The organism is candidate division WOR-3 bacterium (assembly GCA_016926475.1).
Taxonomy (GTDB): Bacteria; SDB-A; SDB-A; order SDB-A; family SDB-A; genus JAFGIG01.
Genome location: JAFGON010000023.1, coordinates 37,958 through 59,124 on the forward strand (window position 1 = coordinate 37,958; position 21,167 = coordinate 59,124).

A 21,167-nucleotide genomic window follows, 5' to 3' on the forward strand; every position below is an offset into this window, starting at 1 on the left:
TCCGCCTCCTTTATTCTTTTCTAAGTAAAACTCCGTTTTTAAAAATATTCATTGCGTTATAAACTGATCCTTGACTAGAAATTTTTTTCTCCCGTTTAAGCCCCGGAGAAATAGATCTGAAAATCAAATCGAAAAACAAACTCATAAAAAAGAACGCTATTTCTTCCGTTTTTAAATCCTTTCGTACTTCTGTTGATTTTTTACCTTTTTCGACCAAATCGACGAGAAACTCATACAATTCCGTCTTCTTCAAATGGATTTCTTCGAAAAATCTCTGCCTGTTCTTGACTATGTTTGGATTGTGAAGTATGAAAATAATCCCCGCGTATTCTGGGTTTTTCTTGAAAAGCCAGACTGAAGATTTGATGATTTTTTCGCATGAAGTAAAAAAACCGTCCTTTTCATCGTAGTTTTTTTCAACACTGCCCTTCATGCAGTCTATGACAAACAACACGCTCTGAAGGAAAAGTTCTTCTTTGTCTTTGAAATAAAGATAAAGGGTTCCCTTGGCAAGTTCTGCTTCTTCGGCGATTTCGTCGAGGGTGACTTCTCCAAAGTATTTTTTTGAAATGACTTTTAATACAGCTCTGATAATTCTCGTTTTTTTGTCCATTAATCCCTCTTTCTGACTGACCGTTCAGTCAAATTGAAAAGAAGAATAAATAAACATCGTGCCTTTGTCAAGAAAATTAGATAAAAATCGTTTGACTATTTTTGACTCCTGTTTTATCTTACATCTATGAATTTCAGAGACGAATCTTTCAGGCGTCTGATCCAGGACAAAGAAGCCCTTAAATACGAACTTCAAAACCAGCCGAAAAGCGAATTTCTCGCCCTTTTCATAAACGAGATGGAAATATTCAAAGAGCGGAGGATTCTCGATTTTTTATGCGGAACCGGAATGTACTCGGTTTTTTTAGCTCAGATAAACAACCGGGTCATTGTCACAGAGACATGTCCAGAAGCCATTCAAATTACGACTTTAAGGGCAAAACAGAACGAAATATCGCTTGAGTTCGCTCAAATCTCAGAATCTTTTGAGGTCAGCCTTCCCAAGAATGTCTTCAATGGAGCCACAATGATAGACTCCATCAACTATTTCAACGACTCTGAAGTGACGGCGATAATAAAAGAGTTGAACAGATTGTTGATCAAAAACGGCTTTTTGTTTATAAACTTTCTTCCTGAAGAGCCAATCCCGACAAAATTCAAGTTCGAATTCAAAAGCGACGGAACTTTTATACTTCATGAGGGTCCTGACGAGGGAAAAGTTTTATATTTGAGGGACAGCAAAAAAATCGAGGCTTTCTTCAAAGAAGGCTTTGCTCTGGTAGACATTGAAGAGACAAAAAGCGGCATGAAAAAAGTTTTGGCGAAAAAAATATAATCTTTACAGAATCCGGTAGATTTCATACACTGAAGAAAGGCATAAGTTTTGAGGACAATATACCTGGACAACAGCGCGACGACGAAAACAGACCCCCTCGTCTTGTCGGAAATGTTACCGTATCTTGAAGAACTTTATCAGAATCCTTCCTCGGCTTACGAATCTGCATACAAAATAAGGGAAAGTATCGCGGTATCAAGACAAAAAATCGCTGATTTCATGGGTTGCGAACCAGACGAGATATTTTTCACTTCTGGCGGAACCGAGTCCATCAACCATTCTATTATTGGAACGGCGTCGCGTTTCGGACTCAAAGGAGGACATATATTGACATCCTCCATAGAGCACAGCGCCGTTTTTAACACTTGCAAATACCTTGAAAATTTCGGCTTTGAGGTCACATACCTGCCGGTCGACGCGAATTGCGTCGTATCAGCAGAAGACTTCGAAAAGTCGCTGAGACAAGACACCGTCATAGCATCCATTATGGCGGCGAACAATGAAACGGGCGCGATTCAACCCATTGAAGAATTGGCCTTAATCGCCAGGAAAAAAGGCGTGATTTTCCACACTGATGCAGTTCAGGCTTTCGGTAAAGTTTTCTTTGACCTAAAAAAAACCCCCATTTCTCTTCTGTCATTTTCCGGGCACAAGATATACGCTCCGAAAGGAATAGGTGTTTTGTATAAAAGAAAAAACGTCACGATAGACCCTCTTCTGCACGGAGGACCTCACGAAAACAAGATGAGAGCAGGAACCGAAAATGTCCCCGGAATTATCGGCATAGCAAAAGCGGTGGAACTGCTAAAAAGCGAAGATGCAGAAGAAAGAATCCGCGCCATGCGAGACGCCTTGTTCTTTAGGATAAAAGAGGAAATCCCGGACATAAAAATCAACACTGCTGTTGGAAATTCAATTTACAACACCTTGAACGTATCCTTCAAATTCATCGAAGGCGAGAGCCTATCGACTTTGCTGCAGCTCGACGGGATTGAAGTTTCAACGGGCTCTGCTTGCTCTTCGTCTTCTCTCGAACCTTCCCGCGTTCTTCTCGCGATGGGCTTGAGTCATGTCGACGCTCATGGCAGCGTCCGGTTCAGCTTTGGAAGATACAATTCTTTTGATGAAATTGACCCCACCGTTCAATCCCTTAAAGCGGCTGTCTCAAAACTCAGGCTGATCTCTCCATTAAAGAAGGATTGACCGGTAAAAAAGGAGACTTTTTTTGTCGCAGTACAGTGAAAAGGTTATAGACCATTTCAGAAACCCTAGAAACATGGGCTCTATCCCCGACGCTGACGGTGTAGGAAAAGTCGGCAACCCCGTCTGCGGAGACATGATGACCATTTACTTAAAAATCAAAAATGGGATAATTACCGATTGCCGGTTTGAAACTTTCGGATGCGTAGCGGCGATTGCATCTTCATCCATGGCGACAGAACTGATAAAAAATAAAACGATAGAAGAAGCTTTGAAACTTACCAACAAATCTGTCGTGTCGGAACTCGAAGGGCTTCCTCCGGTGAAAGTACACTGCTCGGTTTTAGCTGAACAGGCTATAAAAGCGGCAATAGAAGATTACAAGTCAAAGATTCAATCAACCCATGGCGGCAACGGCGAAGATATAAGCTCCGAGGGCTGAAGCCTTTTCGGTCCCAAGTTTTGATATTCCTACTCCATTGCTTCTTATGTATTCATAGTTTAAAAACTTTTTTGATCCCGGGATTTGAAGTTTGATGGTTTCACTCGTGAAATATTCTTCAAATTCATCCGGGTCTTCGAGGTTGAATACTCGCGTTTCGGTTCTCGGAATTTTTCCTCCGTGAACGCTTTCGTACGGCTTGTTCATTTCCCGTACGAGTTTTTTCAAAAAAACATCATGAGAGCCGGAAATTCCTCCTCCAATTACGACGAGTCCGTCAAAAAGGCTCACGGCGTCTGCAAGGGAGTCAGCCAGAGCAAGCGCGAACTTCTCGAAAGCTTTTTTGGCACTGAGATGATACCTTCCGTTTTTGTTCTGTGCAAAAAAAGCAATTTCCTCCACTGCCGGCGACTTTTCAAAATCAATTTCCGCTTCTTCGGCAAAGTATTTTCTTATACCTCTCGACGACACAGAGTCTTCTGCGCAGGAATTAGCGAAATATTTATTTCTCAACCTGTTTATTTCCCCCTGAGCGCAATTGTCTCCAAGGAATAGGTTTCCCTGCGTTATCGCCCCCCCTCCAAATCCTGTCCCGAGGGTTACCCCTAAAAGGTTTTGAGTCCTTTTTTTCACGCCTCTCTTCTCAAATTCCAAATTAACGTTTTTTGTCAACCCGTAGACGAATTCTCCAAGAGTGAAGAGGTCTGCGTCGTTGTTCATGAAAACCGGAACTTTAAAATTTTCTTCCAAAAAAGCTTTTAGAGGAAAAGGGTCTTTGAAAGCCGGCAAGTTGACGAGTTCAAACACGACTCCTTCCTTATAATCCGCCGGTCCCGGAAAACCCAGGCTGATCGCAGATGGCTTCTGCTCCAGTTCTGAACCGATCTTTTCGATTCCGTTTTTAATCGTCCCAAGACAAAGCGACAGATCGTGTCCTTTAGAAGGCATGACAGAAGTAGAGACTGCGAAACCACCTTTTTTGACAGCGGAGAAAGAAAAATTCGTGCCTCCGGCGTCGAGAGTTATGACAACTCTTTTGTCTTCTTTATATTTATCGACATCGAGAAAGTTCACAGCTAAAATTATATAGTTTTGGGGCTAAATCGGCAAATGCACTTTTTTAAATCATTCTTGTCCGGCAAGCTGATATCGTATAGAATGTTTTTTTAACGCAAAAAAAGGAGCTCGAATTGAAAAAAATCGCGCTTATCATTTTAACAGCGGTAATTTTGCCCGTCTCTGTTTTCAGCCAGACAAAAAGATTCGGCCTTGGTATCGTGGTAGGAGAACCCACGGGTTTCACTGCGAAGTATTGGCTATCTCCGGTGAATTCTCTTAACGGCGCGGTCGCATGGTCGGTTTTCGATGACAATTCGTTTGAAGCTCTCTACCTTCATATTGACCACGTATTCTATTATTATGACCTGTTCAGAGTCCAGACTGGAAAAGCCCCTGTGTTTATTGGAGTCGGAGGAAGATTTTATTTCCCCAAGCACGATGACACAAAAATCGGATTTAGAATTCCAATGGGTCTTGCCTACATGTTCGATCAGGTCCCAATTGAGATTTACGGAGAAATCGCCCCCGTAATAAACATTGTCCCCGAGACAGACGTCGATCTTGACGGCGGCGTAGGTTTCAGATATTTCTTCTGAAGGTTTGAAATAAACAGAAGCAAAGGCGCATATTGCCTGTTTAATCTGGCCTGAAGGCAGTGTTGTAAGAAACGGTTTTTGGAATTCAGCCTCTTTTTACCAATTCATCCGGTTTTTGAACAACCGGCAGAAATAAACAAGCAAATCTAACGGAGGTTTAATAATGCCTTTTATGCCGTTCTTAATGGTTCTGTTGGGAAATCCCTCAGGTATTCCGGTAACACGTTGGGTGGGACCTGGAAACCCAACTTCTTATGCCGAATGGTCTTCGTCTTTTCAGACCGAAAATCAAGTTTCACCCGCAAACATAGATCGTCGGCTTTCCCCGGGAGCTGACCTCGTTGAAATTATCGTCGAGTCCGGGCTTTATCCTTTCATAGCCTCGGAAATTTCATTGCTATCGGCCGATATAGCCGCGGAAGGATTTTCCGTTTCTGTCGACACAGTTCAGGGCGTTCAGTCAATCAACGCCTGTTTCACACTAAGAAATTTCCTTATTTCAAAAATATCTCAGGACCTTGTCGGAGCTTACTTCATCGGAGACGTCCCTATCTCATGGTATCAGATGATCGACGACTGGGGCTCGGGTCCAGAAGGATACGAAGAGTTCCCGTGCGATTTGTTCTACATGGATCTGGACGGGACTTGGGAAGACGATTCCACATGGACATCCCCCAACAACTATTTGTCTCCCGGTCAGGACGGAATTTTTGATGTTCACGAAGGAAACACCTCTCCCGAAATCTGGGTCGGACGCCTTTTCCTTTCCTCTTTGGGCGATGAAGATTCGCTTGGTAAGATTTACTTGCGAAGATCCCATCTCTACAGGACGGATTCTTTTCAATCCGTCAGCAGAGGTTTGAGCTATGTTGACGACGACTGGGCTTACTGGGCGCAGGAGTACAAGGCGAACATGCAGGAAGCTTATTCAGACGTCACTTCCGTGTCGCAAATTGACACGACCAATCCTGTAAACTACAAAGAACACCTTTCTTCGACATATGAATGGGTCGGAATATTCTGCCATTCCTCACCGAGCCTGCATTCTTTCAAAGTTTCAGGGGGAACTTCATGGTCTGATATGTACGCGTCAGAAATACCTGTTCTGAAACCTTACGGTCTTTTTTACAACCTTTTCGCCTGCTCAAACGCAAGGTATATTGAACACAATTTTATGGGTGGCATGTATATTCTCAAAACCCCTTCAGGGCTTGGTTCAATTGGGACCACAAAGACCGGCAGCATGCTGAATTTTTACCATTTTTATTCACCTCTCGGCTTAGGGCAGACAACCGGAGAAGCTTTTCTTTCATGGTTTCAATTTATCGCCACAAACGGATTCACAATAGAAGAAAAATCATGGCACTACGGCATGACTTTGATAGGAGACCCGACTCTAAAACTGAAACCGGCGGGTCCTTTTTTGAAAATCGCGTTGATCTCGGCAAACGATTCATCGGGAAACGGAGACGGCCGAATCGACCAGGGAGAAGAAGCGGTTCTGAGCTTTTCTGTCTACAACCATTTATTCTCCCAAAACGCGACAAACATACAGGCAGCGCTTGTTTCTCTTGACTCTTTCCTTACCGTCACAGCTTCATCTTCCTCTTGTCCTGTCATCAACCCAGGCGACACAATCGAAAACGCCTTTTCCTTCTCCGTCGAAGGGGCGGCTTCATTTACGCCCCATAATGCAGATATTGTCCTCTACATGAACGACGGTTTTTCAGGTAGGGTGACGGCGGAAACGTCTCAAATTTTCATTGGAAGACAACCTATTCTCGTGATCGATGACGATGGAGGAATGACTAGCGAAGAAGCGCTCACCCAGAGCTTGAATTCTTTAGGACGGGGTTTCGAGATAATTGAGCGCGAAAATTACCCCTCTTTGACGGATATTATTAACTCGTACAGCATGGTAATCTGGCTGACGGGTTCTTCATCAACGGGTACTTTGACCGCACAGGACCAGAACGACGTAATTGACTATTTTAACCTTTCAGGAAAGTTGTTTCTTTACGGCCAGGGAATAGCCGAAGAACTCAACGGTTCAGCTTTTTTGTCCTCTTTTCTGGAGGTCTCCTGGCAGGGAAACACTTCCGTTCATTTTCAGACAGGAACGTCAAACGACCCTATTGGCGACAGCCTCTCAATCGCCACTTCAAACCAGACATCGCAGGACATGCTGACTTCAACCGGTAATTCATCCGTAAGCTTCAGTTATCAGACCACCCCGCAGGGAGCCTCCATGATAAGGAAAGAAGGCGCCGGAAAAATCGTCTTTGCCGGTTTTGGTTTTGAGGGCGTCGTGTCAAATGTCCCTGGATACGCTCACAGAGATACCTTGCTCGCAAGAATCATCGACTACATGGATTTGACGGTCGAAGTCGAAGAAGAAAAACCCAGTTCTGAAGATTTCGAGTTTTTTATGACCCAGGAAGCGGATAGGATTTACTTCAATTTACCTAAAGAGTTCGAAGGAAATATAACTGTAAAAATCTTCGACGTCTTGGGAAGAAACATCATCACAGTAAACCCCGGGTCGGCTTCAGATCAAAGAATTTTCTGGAATTTCAGAGATTTCAAAGGGCAGAGAGTTAGGGCTGGGTCTTATTTTGCGGTTATTTTGACAGATTCAGGATTGTTTTCAGCAAAATTTTCAATCTTGCATTGATGTCAAAGAAACAGATTTAAATTTTTTTTTTTCAGGTTTAGTAAATGTTTTGCGGTGCTGAGTCTGCTATTTTATTTTCCGCCGGAATATTTTGCCAAAAGTTCGCTGAGTTCTGAAATGTCGTAGGGTTTTGTCAAGTATCCAGAAAAGCCGTGCGTTTTGTAGTTGGTTATCACCGGATCGTCAGAGTACCCGCTGGAGACGAAAACAACTGCGAAAGGGTCTATTTCGAGGATTTTCGGAACAGTCTCTTTTCCGCCCATGCCTCCGCCTTGTATTGTCAAGTCCATTATGACGGCAGAATAGGGTTTTTTTTCACGAACGGAAGCCTCGAATTTTAAAAGAGCGTCCTCGCCGTTTGACGCAGATTCCGATTCATACCCAAGGTAGCTGAGCATTTGGGACAAAACACCGACGACAGACCTCTCGTCGTCCATGATTAAAACTCTCCCTTTTCCTTTTTCCACTTTTGGATTTTTATCAATTTTTTCAACAGGTTTGGAAGTAGAGGGAAGGTATATCTGAAAAGTTGATCCTCTGTATTTTTCAGATTCTACCAAGATTGTTCCTCCGTGATTTTTGACTATCGAATAGGCCGTTGTAAGACCAAGCCCGCTCCCTGAATCTTTTGTGGTGAAAAAAGGGTCGAATTTTTTTGCCAATTTCTCCTCATCTATGCCATAACCCTGGTCCGTAATCGAAACCAAGACATAATCGCCGCTTTTCAAAGGAGGTGAAGAAAGTGTGCCGACGTGAGTGTTATGCGCCTTTATTTTTATTATGCCTCCCCGTGGCATCGACTGAACCGCGTTAATTATTATGTTATTGAAAACTTGAGCTATTTGATCTTCGTCTACTTCCACAAAAAATAGTTCCTTTTGAAAGTCAAAGTCTATTTTGCATTTTGAACCTCTTGTTGAAAATACACATGCTTCGGAAAGCAATTCGTTGATCCTCATTGCTTTTTTCACGGGTTGTCCGCCTTTTGAAAAAGTCAGCAGCTGCTTTGTCAAATTTTTCGCTCTTATAGAGGCTTTTTCGGCTTCTTCCAACAGTTTATAAACTTCACTTTTGCCATTTAAAAATTCTTTTGAAAGAGATATATTGCCGAGTATCCCCATGAGAATGTTGTTGAAATCGTGTGCGATTCCTCCTGCCAAAACTCCGACGGATTTCAGCTTTTCAATCTTGCCCAGTTCTTCTTCCATCTTTATCTGGTTGGTGATATCGCTTATGACGCTGTTTGCCCTAATGACTTCTCCGTTTTCGAATTCCATTCTCACCGTGGCTCTCATCCATATTGTGTCTCCGTCTTTTTTTTCAGCCCTAAAACGGAATTCGACAGAATCTTCCTTTTCGCTGTGCGTCTGTTTTTGGGAGAATATCTCGTTGATTTTTTCTTTATCTTCTTGGTGAATTATTGAGGAGAAAAAATTTATCGGATTATTTTCGATTTCCTCGACCTTATAACCGAGTATCTTTTCAACGGATGGAGAGAGCAATTCGCATTTATTTTCTTTTATCTGGACTCTGAAAAGTATGTCCGGGGCGAGTTCCATGAAGCTTCTAAATCTCGCTTCGGCATCCTTTAAGGCGTTTATATACTTTGTTTTTTCTGTGAAATCCCTCACGATTGCCTGCAGGTAGACTTTTCCTCCTGCTGTGAATCTGTTCAGAGAGACTTCTGCGTTGAAAAGACTTCCGTCTCCCCTTTTATGCACCCAGTCGAAACGTTGGGATTTTCCCGACATAGCGTTGTTCATGCGGTCTATTGCTTTTACGGCGGAGGAAATACCGTCGGGCTGAAATTCAGGCGAAGTCTCAAAAGGTTTTTTTCCCAAAAGCAAATTTTTTTCCAGACAAAACATTTCACTCGCTTTATGATTGCAATCTATAAAAAGATAGTCCTTCATCAAAAAAATGGCGTCGTCGGCACTTTCGTACAACAGCCTGTATCTTTCTTTTGTCTCCTCTAAGTCTTTTTGGGCTTTTTTCCGCAGGGTGATGTCTTCTATTGAACCGTCGATAAATGCCACCTCTCCTGTTTTGGAAAGCTCATGCTTCTCGTTGCAAAGGCATACAATCTTGTCGCCGTTCTTTTTTTTCATCTCTATTTCGTAGCTCCTGACTTCTTCCTGTTTTTCGTGCAACCGGAGAAGTTTTAACCTGTCCCTCTCTTTGACGTATAAATCGACAACGGAGACCATTTTTATCTCCTCAATACTCTTGTATCCGAAAATATTGACAAAAGCCGGATTCGCTGAAATTATTTTTCCATTTACGTCTGTTCTGAAAATCCCTATTGGAATATTCTCCTGAATTGACCTTAGGTTTTTTTCGCTTTCCGCCAATTTTTCCTGTGAAAATTTTCTTTTTAGAATTTCTGAAAATATTATTGCGGTGTTTTCAAAAAAAATTCTGTCCTTTTCGGAAAATCCTTTTTTATGGTTGCCAATCAGGTGAAAGACTCCATAGACCTCGCCTAAATCGTCAATCAGGGGCCAGGAAAATAAAGACTTTATCTTTTTTATCCTTCTGCTGAATATTTCTTTCAGGAAGTGATTTTCAGTGTCTGGTGCGAAAATCGGTTTTTTGGTCGCCGCGACGTATGTAGTTATGTGCTTTTTTTCTCTTAAAAAACGAGGTTTTTCCTGATCTTTTTTTTCTTCTTCTGAAAAGCCAATAGCCGCGAAGAGATCAAGCTTTTTTCCGCTCTTGTCTAAAAGCCTCACAGATCCTTTGTCGAGGTCGAAAATATCTATGAAATGTTTCAAAAAATCTTCGCACAACTCCTTTATATCCGAAGCTTTGGTCGAGGATTCAACGAGGTAATGGTACGCGTCTCTCTCTCTTTGGAGTTCTCTTTCCGCTCTTTTCTTTTCCGTCCAGTCTTCAATGACAAGAAAATACAATTTCCGTGCTTTTTGGACCGAAAACAAAACGTTTCTGTCGTTGAAAACAATTTCACCTCTGTACTCTCTTTTGTTTTCAATAGATTTGGAGCATTGATTTAATATCTCTTTCTGGCAAAAACCAGGGATCAAATCTTTCAAGTCGTGATTTTGAATTTCACTTTCAGCCCTGTTCGTAAATTCCCGAAAAGATACGTTGAAAGCTTTGACCTTACAATCTCCGTCAAAAAACACGACCGGATTTTTCAGGCTATTGAATAAAACTTCAAAGCATTTTTCCATCTATTAAATTCTCCAGATTTATTGTATCACTCTGCCTAAAACTTTTGTCCCGGTATATACAATCTTTTTATTATGTATGAAACGATTTTTCCCGCTTCAGATATTTGACAATTTGGTGTTATTTTCTCCTTTATCAACACTTCCAAAGCTTTTCTTGACATGGCCGGTTTAACCTGATTTTTCCTGGCTCTTTGCCAAGACGTTTTCGGGCAGCGTCCAAATTTAATTCTTTTCTGATGGATAATTCCTGGAAAGCCTTTATCTTTTTTATCAACCATATTGACAAAATAAATTCTCTTACATAATACCACCTCTTTGATTTGAATTGTATTCTTTATTAAATTATAATCAACCGTGATAATTATAATTTCAAACCTAATCCAGATAGAAGAATTCAACGGGAATCAAAGTCTTGCTTCTTTCGTAAAAAAGAGTTTGACCCTGCCAAATTTCGAATATTTTCTCCGAAAGAAAATGGGAAAGAGCGTATGGGGTTTGAAAAGCAGTTTCACGTTTTATAAAATCAAAAAAGACAAAATTGTCGTCCCTCGCGGTTTTTTGGACAGACTCCTTTTATTTTTTGAAGAGCACAGCATTGAATATAAAATCGAAGATAAAAGAAGCAGACATCAAAAGGTCATCTTTTCGCCTGGCATAGAGCTTTTTGAATCACAGAAAACAGCTCTTCGCGATGTATTAAAGAAAGACGGCGGGATTTTAGTAGCCCCTCCTGGGTCTGGAAAAACGGTTGTCGCTTTAAAAATAATTGAACAAAAATCTTTGCCTTCTCTTGTTTTGGTTCATAGAAGACAGCTCATGGACCAGTGGGCGGACAGAATAGAATCTTTTTTAAAGATCCCAAAAAGGGAAATAGGTTCGCTTTCTACAAAAAAAATAAAAAAAGGCGAAAAAATTACTCTCGCAACGCTTCAAACTCTTTCAAAAATGCATTCCGTTGATATCACAGATCTTTTTGGCACCGTAATTGTCGATGAATGCCACCACATTCCTGCAAAAATGTTTCGAAAGGCAATCGTAAAACTCAATCCAAGATATATCTATGGACTGACAGCTACTCCAGTCAGAAAAAACCGAGATGAAAAGGCGATTTTCATTTTTATCGGAGATAAACTTCACGATTTGACTCAAAAAACAATCACAAATACAGGTGGAGATATCTGCATAAAAATCGTCGGGACGGGCTTTTTTGTACCTTTCAACATCAAAACGGGTGAAATTGAAATTTTAAACAAAATGCTGATTTTCGACACCCACAGAAACAGAATTATAACTGAAATGGTAATGGGGGAAATATCTAAAAACAGAAAAACGGTTCTTCTAACCGAGCGCAAAGAACACATAGAGGCATTAAAATACTTTTTTTCAGGAAATTCAGACTTCGTCACAATGACAGGAGATGACTCCAAAAAAGAAAGAGCTTATAAAAGAGATAAAATTAATACCGGAGATTACCAGCTAATTATGGCCACCGGCCAATATTTCGGTGAAGGCACGGATTTTATTTCTCTGGATTGCCTTTTCCTTGCTTTTCCAGTTTCCTTTGAAGGGAAACTCTTGCAATACGTGGGCAGAATTCTCCGGGGTGACAGCAAAAAGGTAATTTACGATTTCAGGGACGACAGAGTTGAATACTTTGAAAAACAGTATAAAAAAAGGGAACTTTTTTACAAAACATCGCTTTCGAACGTAAACAGGCCCGTAAGTATCGAGTTTTTACGGGCCTGAAGTTTTGTTTATTCCGAAACTGTAAAAGTAATGCTCGTAATTTCTTCGCCTTCACTGTCGCTGCTGAATAGTCTTAGATCATAAGAGCCGGGTTCATCCGGAGCGTAATACGTGAGGGTACCCTCGAGTTCTCCGTCGAGATAATTCCAGTCTAAATCGTATTGGTCAGCTTCTTCTTCATCGCCGTGGGCTACATCTGAAGGGATCAATCCTATCCAAGCGGAAGACTCAAGCCTTTGGGAAACGGTGAATTTGACTTCGATTTCTTCTCCCGGTTCAAAAACGTCTTTTTCGAGTTCTATCGTGGCGGTGACATCTTGCCTTTCCCCTGATACGGTGAAAGAGGCGTAGGTGACTTCTTCGCCTTCGAAATCGCTGTCAAACATCCTTATGTCGTATTCTCCCGGTTCTACAGGAGCATCAAAAGTCACTTCGCCTTCGAGCTCTGTTCCAATAAGATGATACTGGACGTCATATTCGTCGTTTTCCTCTTCGTCTCCGTGAGCGACTTCCGAAGGGATCAATCCAATCCATGCGTTGTCGTCAAATTCTTCAAGTGCAAGGTATTGGACAACAATTATTTCCTCGGGTGAATACACTTCTTTGTCGAGCTTGACAAAAGCTTCTTCTTGTACCGCGACAGTTGTGTCGGTTTTTGTGGTGTCTGTTGTCGGTTCTTCGGGTTTCTTGCTGCAGTCGGCAAAAAACATAGCGACGGCCATAAGAGCAGTCAAAATCAGGACCAGGGACCTTCTCATCTTTTTTCTCCTTTCAATGGCATGACTATCTACAATTTTATTATAAATTAGATATTATTCAAGAGTTATTTGTCAGGTGTTTCTTTGAAAATGTCGAAAAGTTCTTTTATATCCGACATGTAAATTTTTACAACTTCATCTTTATCCTTCTTGAACCTGTTCTCGGAAAATCCAATGAAGTAGCTGTGAAAAATCGACCTTATAACAACGTTCAGAAGATCTGCCCTCTTTTTGGGAATCCCGCAAAATTCTGCCGCCTTTTGAAAAGCCTGGCTTTCCAATCGAGTTGTTTTCGATTCCATCAGCTTGGAAATGACATTAGGGGTGTTTTTTCCGAAATATGTAAAATTTATGAGCCTGAAAGCGTCTTTGTGTTCGAAAGCGTAATAAGCGATCGCCTTCCTAATCTGTTGAAACCGATCAAGCGGGGTTTCAAATACTACATCTTTTGTAAATCTTGCTATATATTCGAAAATATCATCCATGAACTTAAGGGCAACGTAGTATTTTAATTCGTGTATGTCTTTGAAATACGAATACAATGTCGCGTAATGGTATCCTGCAATATCAGCTACTTTTCTGACGCTTAAATACTGAATGCCTTCTTTTTCTATTACCTGACAAGCGGCATCTACAAAGTAACCTAATGTTCTCTTTTTTCTGATCTCCCTTTTTGACTCCATGTATATATATTATAAAAAAAAATCTTTTTGGTAAAGAAAAAAAACCCTTGACAAATAATCAAACAATGTTTAATATTTAATTGTTGTTTTAATTACAACCGTCGTTTAAAAGGAGGAAGAAAATGAAAGTTTTAAAGAAAAAGAAAATTAACGGCAAAAAAATCCTGAAAAAGAAAATCAAAGGACAAAAACCAATGACAGAAAGGTTTTACCTGTCGTGGAACCCTTTGTTTTTGTGGTGAAAAAATGGATGAGAGAAAACTCGGTTCTTTGTCTTCGGTGGTAAAGTCCGTCGTTTCTTTTGACGAATCGAAGATAAAAGTGTTTGAAGATTTTTATATTCAAAGAATCTAAAAAAGCGTATTTATTTTTCGCCGGCGAATTTATATAATAATTCGCCGGTTTTTTTTCAAAATTGGAGAATTTTTGTTAGCGTTGAAAAATTGCATGTCAATAGCGACTTTCGACGGCGAAGAAAGAGAGCTGTCAAACCATGATATAATAGTTGAAGGCAACAAGATTAAAAAAATCTCCAAATCCCCTTCAATAAGTCAAGATTTTGATGGAGAGATCCTCGACTGCAGCAGCCACCTCGTCCTGCCAGGCTTTACAAACACCCACCACCACATGTTCCAATCCCTCACAAGGAATTTAAAACAGGTACAAAACGCCAAGTTGTTCGATTGGCTGAAATTCCTATACGACAAATGGGTTAACATTGACGAGGACTGTGTCTATTATTCCACTCTTTTATGCTGCTCCGAACTGATGCTTACCGGATGTTCGGCTTCTTCAGACCACATGTACTTGTACCCGCCGCAAATTTCAAAGAGTATACTCGGGGTTCAGTTTGAGGCGGCAAAAAAAGCGGGGATCAGGTTTTCCCCTTCCCGGGGAGCGATGACAAGAGGAAAAAGCGACGGCGGGCTCCCCCCCGATAAAATAGTCCAAAAATGGGATGTTGTTTTGAAGGACATGGACGATTCAATCTCAAAGTTTCATGATCCTTCTCCTTTCTCGATGAGCAGGGTGATATTGGCGCCGTGCAGTCCATTTACCGTCGAAGAAAACCTCATGAAAGAAACCGCCTCTCTCGCCAGGACCAAAGAAGTCATAATGCACACTCATTTGGCTGAAACAAAAGACGAGGAAGAATACTGCATGGAAATCTACGGTAAAAGACCTCTCGGTCTTATGTCGGATCTTGGATGGCTTGGCAAGGATGTTTATTTCGCCCATGGAATATACTTCACAGAAGATGAATTGGATTTGCTCGCAGAAACAAACACAGGAGTCTCCCACTGTCCGACTTCAAATATGCGCTTAGGCTCTGGAGCTGCGAAAATCCAAAAGATGAAAGATCTAGGAGTCAGAATTTCACTCGGTGTCGACGGTTCTTCTTCAAACGATACCTCTGACATGCTCGCGGAAGCTCGAAACGCTTTGCTTCTCGCCCGAGTATTTGGAGGACCGGATGCTCTGACGGCAAGAGAAGTTTTACGTTTTGCCGCAAAGGGCGGCGCGCAGATGCTCGGTTTTGAAAACTCCGGTACTTTAGAAGAAGGTAAAGCTGCCGATATCGCAGTCTTTGATCTCGGCGGCATAGACAGGGCTGGATCTCTGTCTGATCCTGTCGCCTCTATTATCTTTACCGGTTTTTCACATAAAACCGCATACACAATTATTGACGGTAAAATCGTCGTGAGAAACGGTCAACTCGTATCAATAGACGAAAGACAGATATCGGAAAAGGTTAACTCTCTTTCAAAAAAACTCATCGAAAAATAGCATTAGCAAAATCTCAATCGCAGTACACTACAGGCAGTTCATTCCAATTCGTCGTGTACCTCTTTGACAATTTTTTTCTTTTCATTTTCCAGGAATTATCAAATCCTGAAGAGGCGAAGCCCACGGTTTCTCTTCCCATTTTTCGGTTTATTTCGTCTATGGTTTTTATTATTTTATTTTTGGATTGGTCTTCTTCTTCGAAAATCGACTTGCTGATCTCATCCTTTTTGATGATTCCGGTAAAAACAACCCCTGCTTTTTTATATTTGTACCCACTCCTGAATATGTTCTCCAAAGCTTTATGAGAATGTTTTATTAGTGAGGGGGTATAGTTCGTCGGGTTTTTAATCCTTACATCTGACCAGTTCGCGTATTGTTCTTCGTCCTCGTTGAACCTGTCGGTAGTTATGTAAACAGTCATCGACAACGGGACCGCGTTTTGGCTTCTCAGCTTGACAGCAGCCAAAGTAACGTATTGTGAAAGGGCGTTTTTCAACTCTTCAATTTTCTCTACAGTTCTGCCGAAAGATCTTGAACAGGCCATGCCCTTTTTGTCCGATGGCATGTTTTCAATGTCAATGCATGGCTCTCCGTTCAGTTCGAGTAAGGTTTTCAATCCAACTACCGTTAAATTTTTCAAAATCCATTCTCTGTCAGCATTTTTTAAATCCAAAGCTGTAAAAACACCTTTTGAAGCCAGCTTTAAAGATTGCTTTGCTCCGATTCCCCAGACATCTTCGGTTCCAAGGTTTTGGAGAATTTTGTCGATTTTCTCAAATTTATATATGTCGACAGCACCAGAACCGTTTTTTTTTGCTTCTTTTGTAGCTATTTTCGACAACGTCTTTGTCTCGGCTATTCCAACTGAAACAGGTATTCCTGTCCATTTCAAAACAGTCTTCTTTATTTTTAATCCCAGGTCTAAAAGCCTTTTTTCTTCAAATCCTTCAAGGAGGACAAAGGCCTCATCTATCGAATATACTTCAACATCAGATGAAAATTGCCTCAGGGTCTGCATTACCCTTATAGACATGTCTTGGTAAAGTTCGTAGTTGGATGAAAACACTTTCACTGAGTTCTGTTCTATGAAGTTTTTTATCTTGAAAACCGGAACTCCCATTTTGATTCCCAGCGCTTTTGCCTCTTCAGACCTTGAGACCACACAGCCGTCGTTGTTTGAGAGGACGACAACTGGCACGCCTTTCAAAGATGGAGCGAAAACCCTCTCGCAGGAGACGTAAAAATTATTGCAGTCCACGAGGGCTATGGGAGGATGATACAAAGGGCTTTTCATTCAAGCCAATGGATGAATCACGTAAGTCACAACGCCCCAGACCTCAAAATTCATTTCAGGTTTTACTTCAATGGGCTTGTATTCAGCGTTTTCAGGGACAAGATATATTTTTTCTTTCTTTTTGTGTATCCTCTTGACTGTAAATTCCCCGTCGATTACAGCGATTACAACCCTGTTGTTGCCTGGTTTTTCAGCCCTGTCGACGATGAGGATGTCCCCTGAATTGATACCCGCGCCTACCATGGAATCGCCCGAGACTTTGATAAAAAAAGTCGCCGATGGGTGTTTTATCAGAAATTCGTTTAGGTCGAGTTTGTTTTCGGCGTAATCTTCAGCCGGAGAAGGAAATCCAGCGGATATTTTGACTTCGAAACATGGAATTTTTATTTCTGCTTTTTTTTCGAATGAAAACATTTCTGTGACTTTGATCTCTTTTCTCATTGGATTAATTCTATTTGTTTGAGGGTCTAAAAGCAATTGAAGGTTGAAAATCTTTTGTCTTAACCCCCTCTACATTGTGATTTTGTCGATTATTTTTTCTTTTATTTCTTCAAATGCCATAAATTTTGAAAACTCTTCTCTGTTTTTGTAAATTTCGGCAAAAGGATAAATTCTTCTTTTAAATAAGGAAATCACCCTGGAGACATAGGCAATAAAAACGTCAGGAAAAGGGGCTTCAATTTTCTCCATCTCGATTATGTGCTTTGGGGTTGGAAACAGACTAAAATAAAGAGAGACAAGGTTTCTCAAGAAACCGGATTTTTTTTTGAATCTGCTGAAAGATGTGTGTACCGTCTGCTGTTTTTTAAGAGAAAAAATCAACGCGTCTTCGAGAGTATTTTCATCAATAGACGCCTTTTGTACAATTTCTGATAACTCTTCGGGAAGTTCGACTCCAAATAACGCATTGACAGCTTTTGCAACAAGTCCAACTGCCTTTATGGCTTTTGTTTCATGCGCTATTTCTGAAAACTTTTGCCACTGGATTTCTTCTTTTTTTAAAAAAAGACCAATATCCAAAAAATGCAGAAGCTTGACTTGGAAAACATGAAGGAAAGCAATATGAAGACACAAATACAGCAGTAAATGTTCTTTCGACAAAACCTTGCATTTTACGTTTCCGATTTGAACATTTGTTGCGTCTGCCCAGACCTCTTCCATATCCAGCAAAAATGGATTATCAGGAGGCAAAAGGTTCCAATGAACTTCGATTTTCAATGGTTTCACGCCGCTGTAGATCTTTTCTGATACAGTATATCCATAGTGATAATGGTACTTTTCAATCCAGGTAATGTTCCAATTTTCTGGAACCGAGATTTTCTTCATGCTTTTATGAGCCTTTTCAACATGGGCTTTTTTGACCAATATGTCCAAATCTGACATGGGCCTCTGTTTGAAAGAGCGGTATATCTCCTGGGCAACATGCGGGCCTTTCAAAACAATGAGGTCTATTCCATCTACGGAAAAAAGTTTTTCAACCTTTTCCAAAATCGCCAAATAAGCCAGCGAATCCCTCCACGCAGGTGCGTAGCCAGAGGAAAGCGATTCAAAGATTTGGGGGGGGACATCCGCTTTTTCTGATTTTAAAACTTCCGAAAGGTACCCCGAAAGAGAGTGGTATTGTGCCTCTTTGGCAACTCTTTTCCACCCCTTTTCATCAATACCAGACGGAAATTTTTTTTCCTTTGCAAGTGAAAGGATATCCAAAAACAGGTCTATTGTCTTTCTTTTATTTTGCCTGTTCTTGCAGACTTTTTGCGTAAAGCTCGGCGTAAAACCCTTCTCTTTTTATAAGGTTTTCATGAGAATCCATCTCAACAACAGTGCCTTTGTCGAGAACGTATATGATGTCGGCATGCTTGACGTTTGAAAACTTATGGCTGATCAGCGCGACTACAGCTTTTTTTGATAGGGCTTTGACCTTTTGTAAAAACAGACGTTCCGTCTCCGGGTCGAGATGGGAAGTCGGCTCGTCAAAAATATAGACAGGCGCCCTTTTAAAAAGGCACCTGGCCAAAGCCAGCTTCTGCCATTCGCCAAAACTCAGCTCTTCTCCTCCCTTGAACCATTTCCCCAGCTTTGTGTTTATGCCTTCGGTCAACTTATCCAAAATATTAACAGCTCCCGCGTCTCTTAGAGACTCTACCACAGACTCGTTTTCCATTAACCTTTCAACGTCTCCTATGCTTACGTTTTCAGCAAGGGTGAGCTGGTATTTCTGGAAGTCTTGAAACACCAAAGAGACCGAATCGTACCACTTCATGGGTTCAATTCTCTTCAAATCAATACTGTCGACAAATACGCTGCCCCCGTCCGGGTCGTATAGACGGCACAATATTTTCGCGATTGTCGATTTTCCGGATCCGTTGCTCCCGACAATAGCCGTAAATCTGCCCTTTTCAAGCGTCAAGTTCAGGTCATCGAGAGCTTTCAGTTTCGAACCGGGATAGGAAAACACTACTTTTCTTAGAGAGATCTTTTCAACATTTTCAAATTTCGATTCAACACCAGGGGGCGACGTAATAATTTTTGTTTTTAAACCCAAAAATTCAGCGAAATAAGACAGGAAAAGGCTGTTTTCATAAAGTCCGACAAACCCTCCAAGCAACCCCTTGAGACTCCCTTGCCCTCTTTGGAAAGCCTGTAAAAACATGACCAGGTTTCCGAGAGAGATCTCCCCTCTATAGGTTTTAAAAGTCATAAAAACCATGAGCAAAGCTAGGATGGAAGACGAAAATACTTGTGAAGAAAAATCCGCGGCGGATTTTTTTATCTTAATTGATATTAGTTTTCTTCTGATAGTGTTTCTAATGCTTTGAAATCTATCTCTGAACAACTGGAATGTGCTGAAAATCTTCACTTCTTTCGAGGAACTTTCCGAAGTCAAAAGATAATTGTAATACCAAGTCTCTCTTTCTTTTTCTGTTATTCTTTTCTGCCACGAGTATATTTTTTTAACGAAATAAAGCTGGACAAAAGTACCGGGAATTACGGCGGCAAAAAGAATCAATCCTACTAAACTGTTTACGGAAAATATCAGCACCGCTACCCCTGAAAACGTTAAGAGGTTTTGGAAAATCGAAAAAAACTGGTTGAGGGTGTTGACTGGTCTGTAGGGGGATTCTCTTTGAGCCCTGTGTAGGGTGTCGTAATAAACAGGATTGTCGTAGTATGCTATGTCGATTTCAGAGGATTTTTTATGCATAATTTCATAGACTTTGTCGGATGTTTTAAGCGAAAAGTATTCCGAGACAATATCGTTCAAGGAATCCGCTAAAAAACTGACGAAGTAGGCGGCTCCCGCCGCGGCGATCAGAGCAATAGACTTTAACATTCCTTGTTCTGGATTAGTCGAAGAAAGACTTGTAGCAACTGAATCTACAAAAAGTTTCACGATATACAAAAGCAAAACTGGTATCGCGGAGCGTATCACAGTCAGAATAATTCTGGCGAAAAAAAGTTTTTTTGAAGCGTAAAAAACGACCGCTATAGCGTTTTTAAGTCTAGAAAAACTATTTTTCAAAAATCGCTCTCTCTGTAACTCGAACCCCCCAAAGCTTCCCTTTCAAACCACTCTCCGTCATATAATTTCATCAGTTTTGTCAATCCCTCCCAGAGATACACGTCTGTTCCGTCCAAGTTACGCCTTAACCAAAAACCTATTGCCATGCCAACTGTCCACTCGCTATAACCGTCTCTTACCTGGTATTCTTCGAGAACGCCTTTATACCTGTCTTCGAGAAACAAAAGAGCGTCAACGCGTCCTAAAACGACTTTTTCGCGATAAAGTTCAGCTTCTTGTTCGACATTCCTCTCTCTTTCGAGGTACAAAAAGGATTCTGTCATCATCCTGAAAAACCTTTGGAAAACCCTGTGGTAGACCTCTCTGTAAGTTTGGTCTAAAAACTCGTCTTCCGGAAGAGGGATCAAATTTTGATAGCCCCAGATTATGATTTCCGGGTTGTAATAACCGAAATCTTCACTTTTTAAAAGTATTTGTATGCCTGAAATCCTTTCTATTGCACCGATATCCTGATAATGTTTCAGCGTGTACCCGTCCTCCAGTAAAAAAGTAAAGGCCTCAGCGAGAGATCCGTAATAAAGAATCCCGTTTACTCCGGCGAGAAACATTTGATTTTTATCGCAACCATCAAACATATATTCATACGGCCATGAAAACCATTCTTCGTACAACAATTCTAAATTTTCTCTTGAAAGTGAGTTTCCCAGACAGGTAACGGTTGCATTGTCTTTGACGAGCAAACCGCAGGAAAGGATTGACAGCGAGACAACCAAAAACACCGACCTTTTCAATTTGCCTCCTTTTGTGGACTTGAATGATTATT

18 protein-coding genes are annotated in these 21,167 nt (G+C 41.1%); 7 read left to right on the forward strand and 11 right to left on the reverse strand.

Going from position 1 to position 21,167, the window contains the following annotated elements:
- Positions 1–10 precede the first annotated feature (10 nt).
- The gene (locus JXA84_02295) at positions 11–613 is read right to left on the reverse strand and encodes a TetR/AcrR family transcriptional regulator (protein MBN1150032.1); all 603 of its coding nucleotides are present in this window, start codon (positions 611–613) and stop codon (positions 11–13) included.
- Positions 614–739: 126 nt separating this feature from the next.
- Between JXA84_02295 and JXA84_02300 the strand changes: the two genes are divergently transcribed.
- From JXA84_02300 to JXA84_02310, 3 genes are all read left to right on the forward strand, one after another.
- On the forward strand, positions 740–1,387 hold the full coding sequence (locus JXA84_02300; protein MBN1150033.1) for a class I SAM-dependent methyltransferase: 648 nt from the start codon (positions 740–742) through the stop codon (positions 1,385–1,387).
- Positions 1,388–1,435: 48 nt separating this feature from the next.
- Complete coding sequence (locus JXA84_02305) at positions 1,436–2,590, forward strand: cysteine desulfurase (GenBank protein MBN1150034.1); 1,155 nt, start codon at positions 1,436–1,438, stop codon at positions 2,588–2,590.
- 73 nt (positions 2,591–2,663) lie between these two features.
- Positions 2,664–3,029 (forward strand): iron-sulfur cluster assembly scaffold protein, encoded by a 366-nt coding sequence (locus tag JXA84_02310; GenBank protein ID MBN1150035.1) that lies wholly within the window; start codon positions 2,664–2,666, stop codon positions 3,027–3,029.
- Here the strand turns inward: JXA84_02310 and JXA84_02315 are convergent.
- Positions 2,985–4,103, reverse strand: coding sequence for an ROK family protein (locus JXA84_02315; GenBank protein ID MBN1150036.1), 1,119 nt, complete (start codon positions 4,101–4,103; stop codon positions 2,985–2,987). The two genes, JXA84_02310 and JXA84_02315, sit on opposite strands and share 45 nt — an antisense overlap.
- A gap of 116 nt (positions 4,104–4,219) precedes the next feature.
- On the opposite strand from JXA84_02315, the gene JXA84_02320 reads away from it, so the two are divergent.
- Together JXA84_02320 and JXA84_02325 are read left to right on the forward strand one after the other, a co-directional pair.
- A complete protein-coding gene (locus tag JXA84_02320) occupies positions 4,220–4,684 on the forward strand; it encodes a hypothetical protein (protein ID MBN1150037.1) in 465 nt (154 codons plus the stop codon).
- Positions 4,685–4,847: 163 nt separating this feature from the next.
- On the forward strand, positions 4,848–7,358 hold the full coding sequence (locus JXA84_02325; protein ID MBN1150038.1) for a hypothetical protein: 2,511 nt from the start codon (positions 4,848–4,850) through the stop codon (positions 7,356–7,358).
- A gap of 71 nt (positions 7,359–7,429) precedes the next feature.
- On the opposite strand, the gene JXA84_02330 is transcribed toward JXA84_02325, so the two are convergent.
- Entirely contained in the window at positions 7,430–10,552 is a 3,123-nt protein-coding gene (locus JXA84_02330; GenBank protein MBN1150039.1) for a PAS domain S-box protein, read from the reverse strand.
- Positions 10,553–10,587: 35 nt separating this feature from the next.
- Positions 10,588–10,830: a hypothetical protein gene (locus tag JXA84_02335; protein ID MBN1150040.1), complete on the reverse strand. Its 243-nt coding sequence runs from the start codon at positions 10,828–10,830 to the stop codon at positions 10,588–10,590.
- Between the two features lie 76 nt (positions 10,831–10,906).
- On the opposite strand from JXA84_02335, the gene JXA84_02340 reads away from it, so the two are divergent.
- Positions 10,907–12,298, forward strand: coding sequence for a DEAD/DEAH box helicase (locus tag JXA84_02340; GenBank protein MBN1150041.1), 1,392 nt, complete (start codon positions 10,907–10,909; stop codon positions 12,296–12,298).
- Between the two features lie 8 nt (positions 12,299–12,306).
- On the opposite strand, the gene JXA84_02345 is transcribed toward JXA84_02340, so the two are convergent.
- Together JXA84_02345 and JXA84_02350 are read right to left on the reverse strand one after the other, a co-directional pair.
- Complete coding sequence (locus JXA84_02345; protein MBN1150042.1) at positions 12,307–13,056, reverse strand: hypothetical protein; 750 nt, start codon at positions 13,054–13,056, stop codon at positions 12,307–12,309.
- A gap of 65 nt (positions 13,057–13,121) precedes the next feature.
- Positions 13,122–13,739 carry a TetR/AcrR family transcriptional regulator gene (locus JXA84_02350; GenBank protein MBN1150043.1) on the reverse strand — a complete coding sequence of 206 codons (618 nt, stop codon included), beginning with the start codon at positions 13,737–13,739 and terminating at the stop codon, positions 13,122–13,124.
- Positions 13,740–14,186: 447 nt separating this feature from the next.
- On the opposite strand from JXA84_02350, the gene JXA84_02355 reads away from it, so the two are divergent.
- Positions 14,187–15,527 carry an 8-oxoguanine deaminase gene (locus JXA84_02355; GenBank protein ID MBN1150044.1) on the forward strand — a complete coding sequence of 447 codons (1,341 nt, stop codon included), beginning with the start codon at positions 14,187–14,189 and terminating at the stop codon, positions 15,525–15,527.
- Between the two features lie 13 nt (positions 15,528–15,540).
- Here the strand turns inward: JXA84_02355 and JXA84_02360 are convergent, their stop codons facing one another.
- From JXA84_02360 to JXA84_02380, 5 genes are all read right to left on the reverse strand, one after another.
- Positions 15,541–16,821, reverse strand: coding sequence for a Y-family DNA polymerase (locus JXA84_02360; GenBank protein MBN1150045.1), 1,281 nt, complete (start codon positions 16,819–16,821; stop codon positions 15,541–15,543).
- Positions 16,822–17,262 (reverse strand): translesion error-prone DNA polymerase V autoproteolytic subunit, encoded by a 441-nt coding sequence (umuD, locus tag JXA84_02365; protein ID MBN1150046.1) that lies wholly within the window; start codon positions 17,260–17,262, stop codon positions 16,822–16,824. It lies immediately after the preceding gene.
- A 69-nt stretch (positions 17,263–17,331) separates the two neighbouring features.
- A complete protein-coding gene (locus tag JXA84_02370) occupies positions 17,332–18,528 on the reverse strand; it encodes a nucleotidyltransferase family protein (GenBank protein MBN1150047.1) in 1,197 nt (398 codons plus the stop codon).
- Between the two features lie 22 nt (positions 18,529–18,550).
- Positions 18,551–20,344, reverse strand: coding sequence for an ABC transporter ATP-binding protein (locus JXA84_02375; protein MBN1150048.1), 1,794 nt, complete (start codon positions 20,342–20,344; stop codon positions 18,551–18,553).
- Entirely contained in the window at positions 20,341–21,135 is a 795-nt protein-coding gene (locus tag JXA84_02380) for a hypothetical protein (protein ID MBN1150049.1), read from the reverse strand. The genes JXA84_02375 and JXA84_02380 overlap by 4 nt, the downstream gene beginning before the upstream one ends.
- Positions 21,136–21,167: the final 32 nt, after the last annotated feature.

Coding starts and splice junctions, on each gene's coding strand:
- JXA84_02295 (MBN1150032.1), bottom strand. CDS start 613: ATGGACAAAAAAACGAGAATTATCAGAGCTGTATTAAAAGTCATTTCA.
- JXA84_02300 (MBN1150033.1), top strand. CDS start 740: ATGAATTTCAGAGACGAATCTTTCAGGCGTCTGATCCAGGACAAAGAA.
- JXA84_02310 (MBN1150035.1), top strand. CDS start 2,664: ATGGGCTCTATCCCCGACGCTGACGGTGTAGGAAAAGTCGGCAACCCC.
- JXA84_02325 (MBN1150038.1), top strand. CDS start 4,848: ATGCCTTTTATGCCGTTCTTAATGGTTCTGTTGGGAAATCCCTCAGGT.
- JXA84_02330 (MBN1150039.1), bottom strand. CDS start 10,552: ATGGAAAAATGCTTTGAAGTTTTATTCAATAGCCTGAAAAATCCGGTC.
- JXA84_02335 (MBN1150040.1), bottom strand. CDS start 10,830: ATGGTTGATAAAAAAGATAAAGGCTTTCCAGGAATTATCCATCAGAAA.
- JXA84_02345 (MBN1150042.1), bottom strand. CDS start 13,056: ATGAGAAGGTCCCTGGTCCTGATTTTGACTGCTCTTATGGCCGTCGCT.
- JXA84_02350 (MBN1150043.1), bottom strand. CDS start 13,739: ATGGAGTCAAAAAGGGAGATCAGAAAAAAGAGAACATTAGGTTACTTT.
- JXA84_02355 (MBN1150044.1), top strand. CDS start 14,187: ATGTCAATAGCGACTTTCGACGGCGAAGAAAGAGAGCTGTCAAACCAT.
- JXA84_02360 (MBN1150045.1), bottom strand. CDS start 16,821: ATGAAAAGCCCTTTGTATCATCCTCCCATAGCCCTCGTGGACTGCAAT.
- umuD (MBN1150046.1), bottom strand. CDS start 17,262: ATGAGAAAAGAGATCAAAGTCACAGAAATGTTTTCATTCGAAAAAAAA.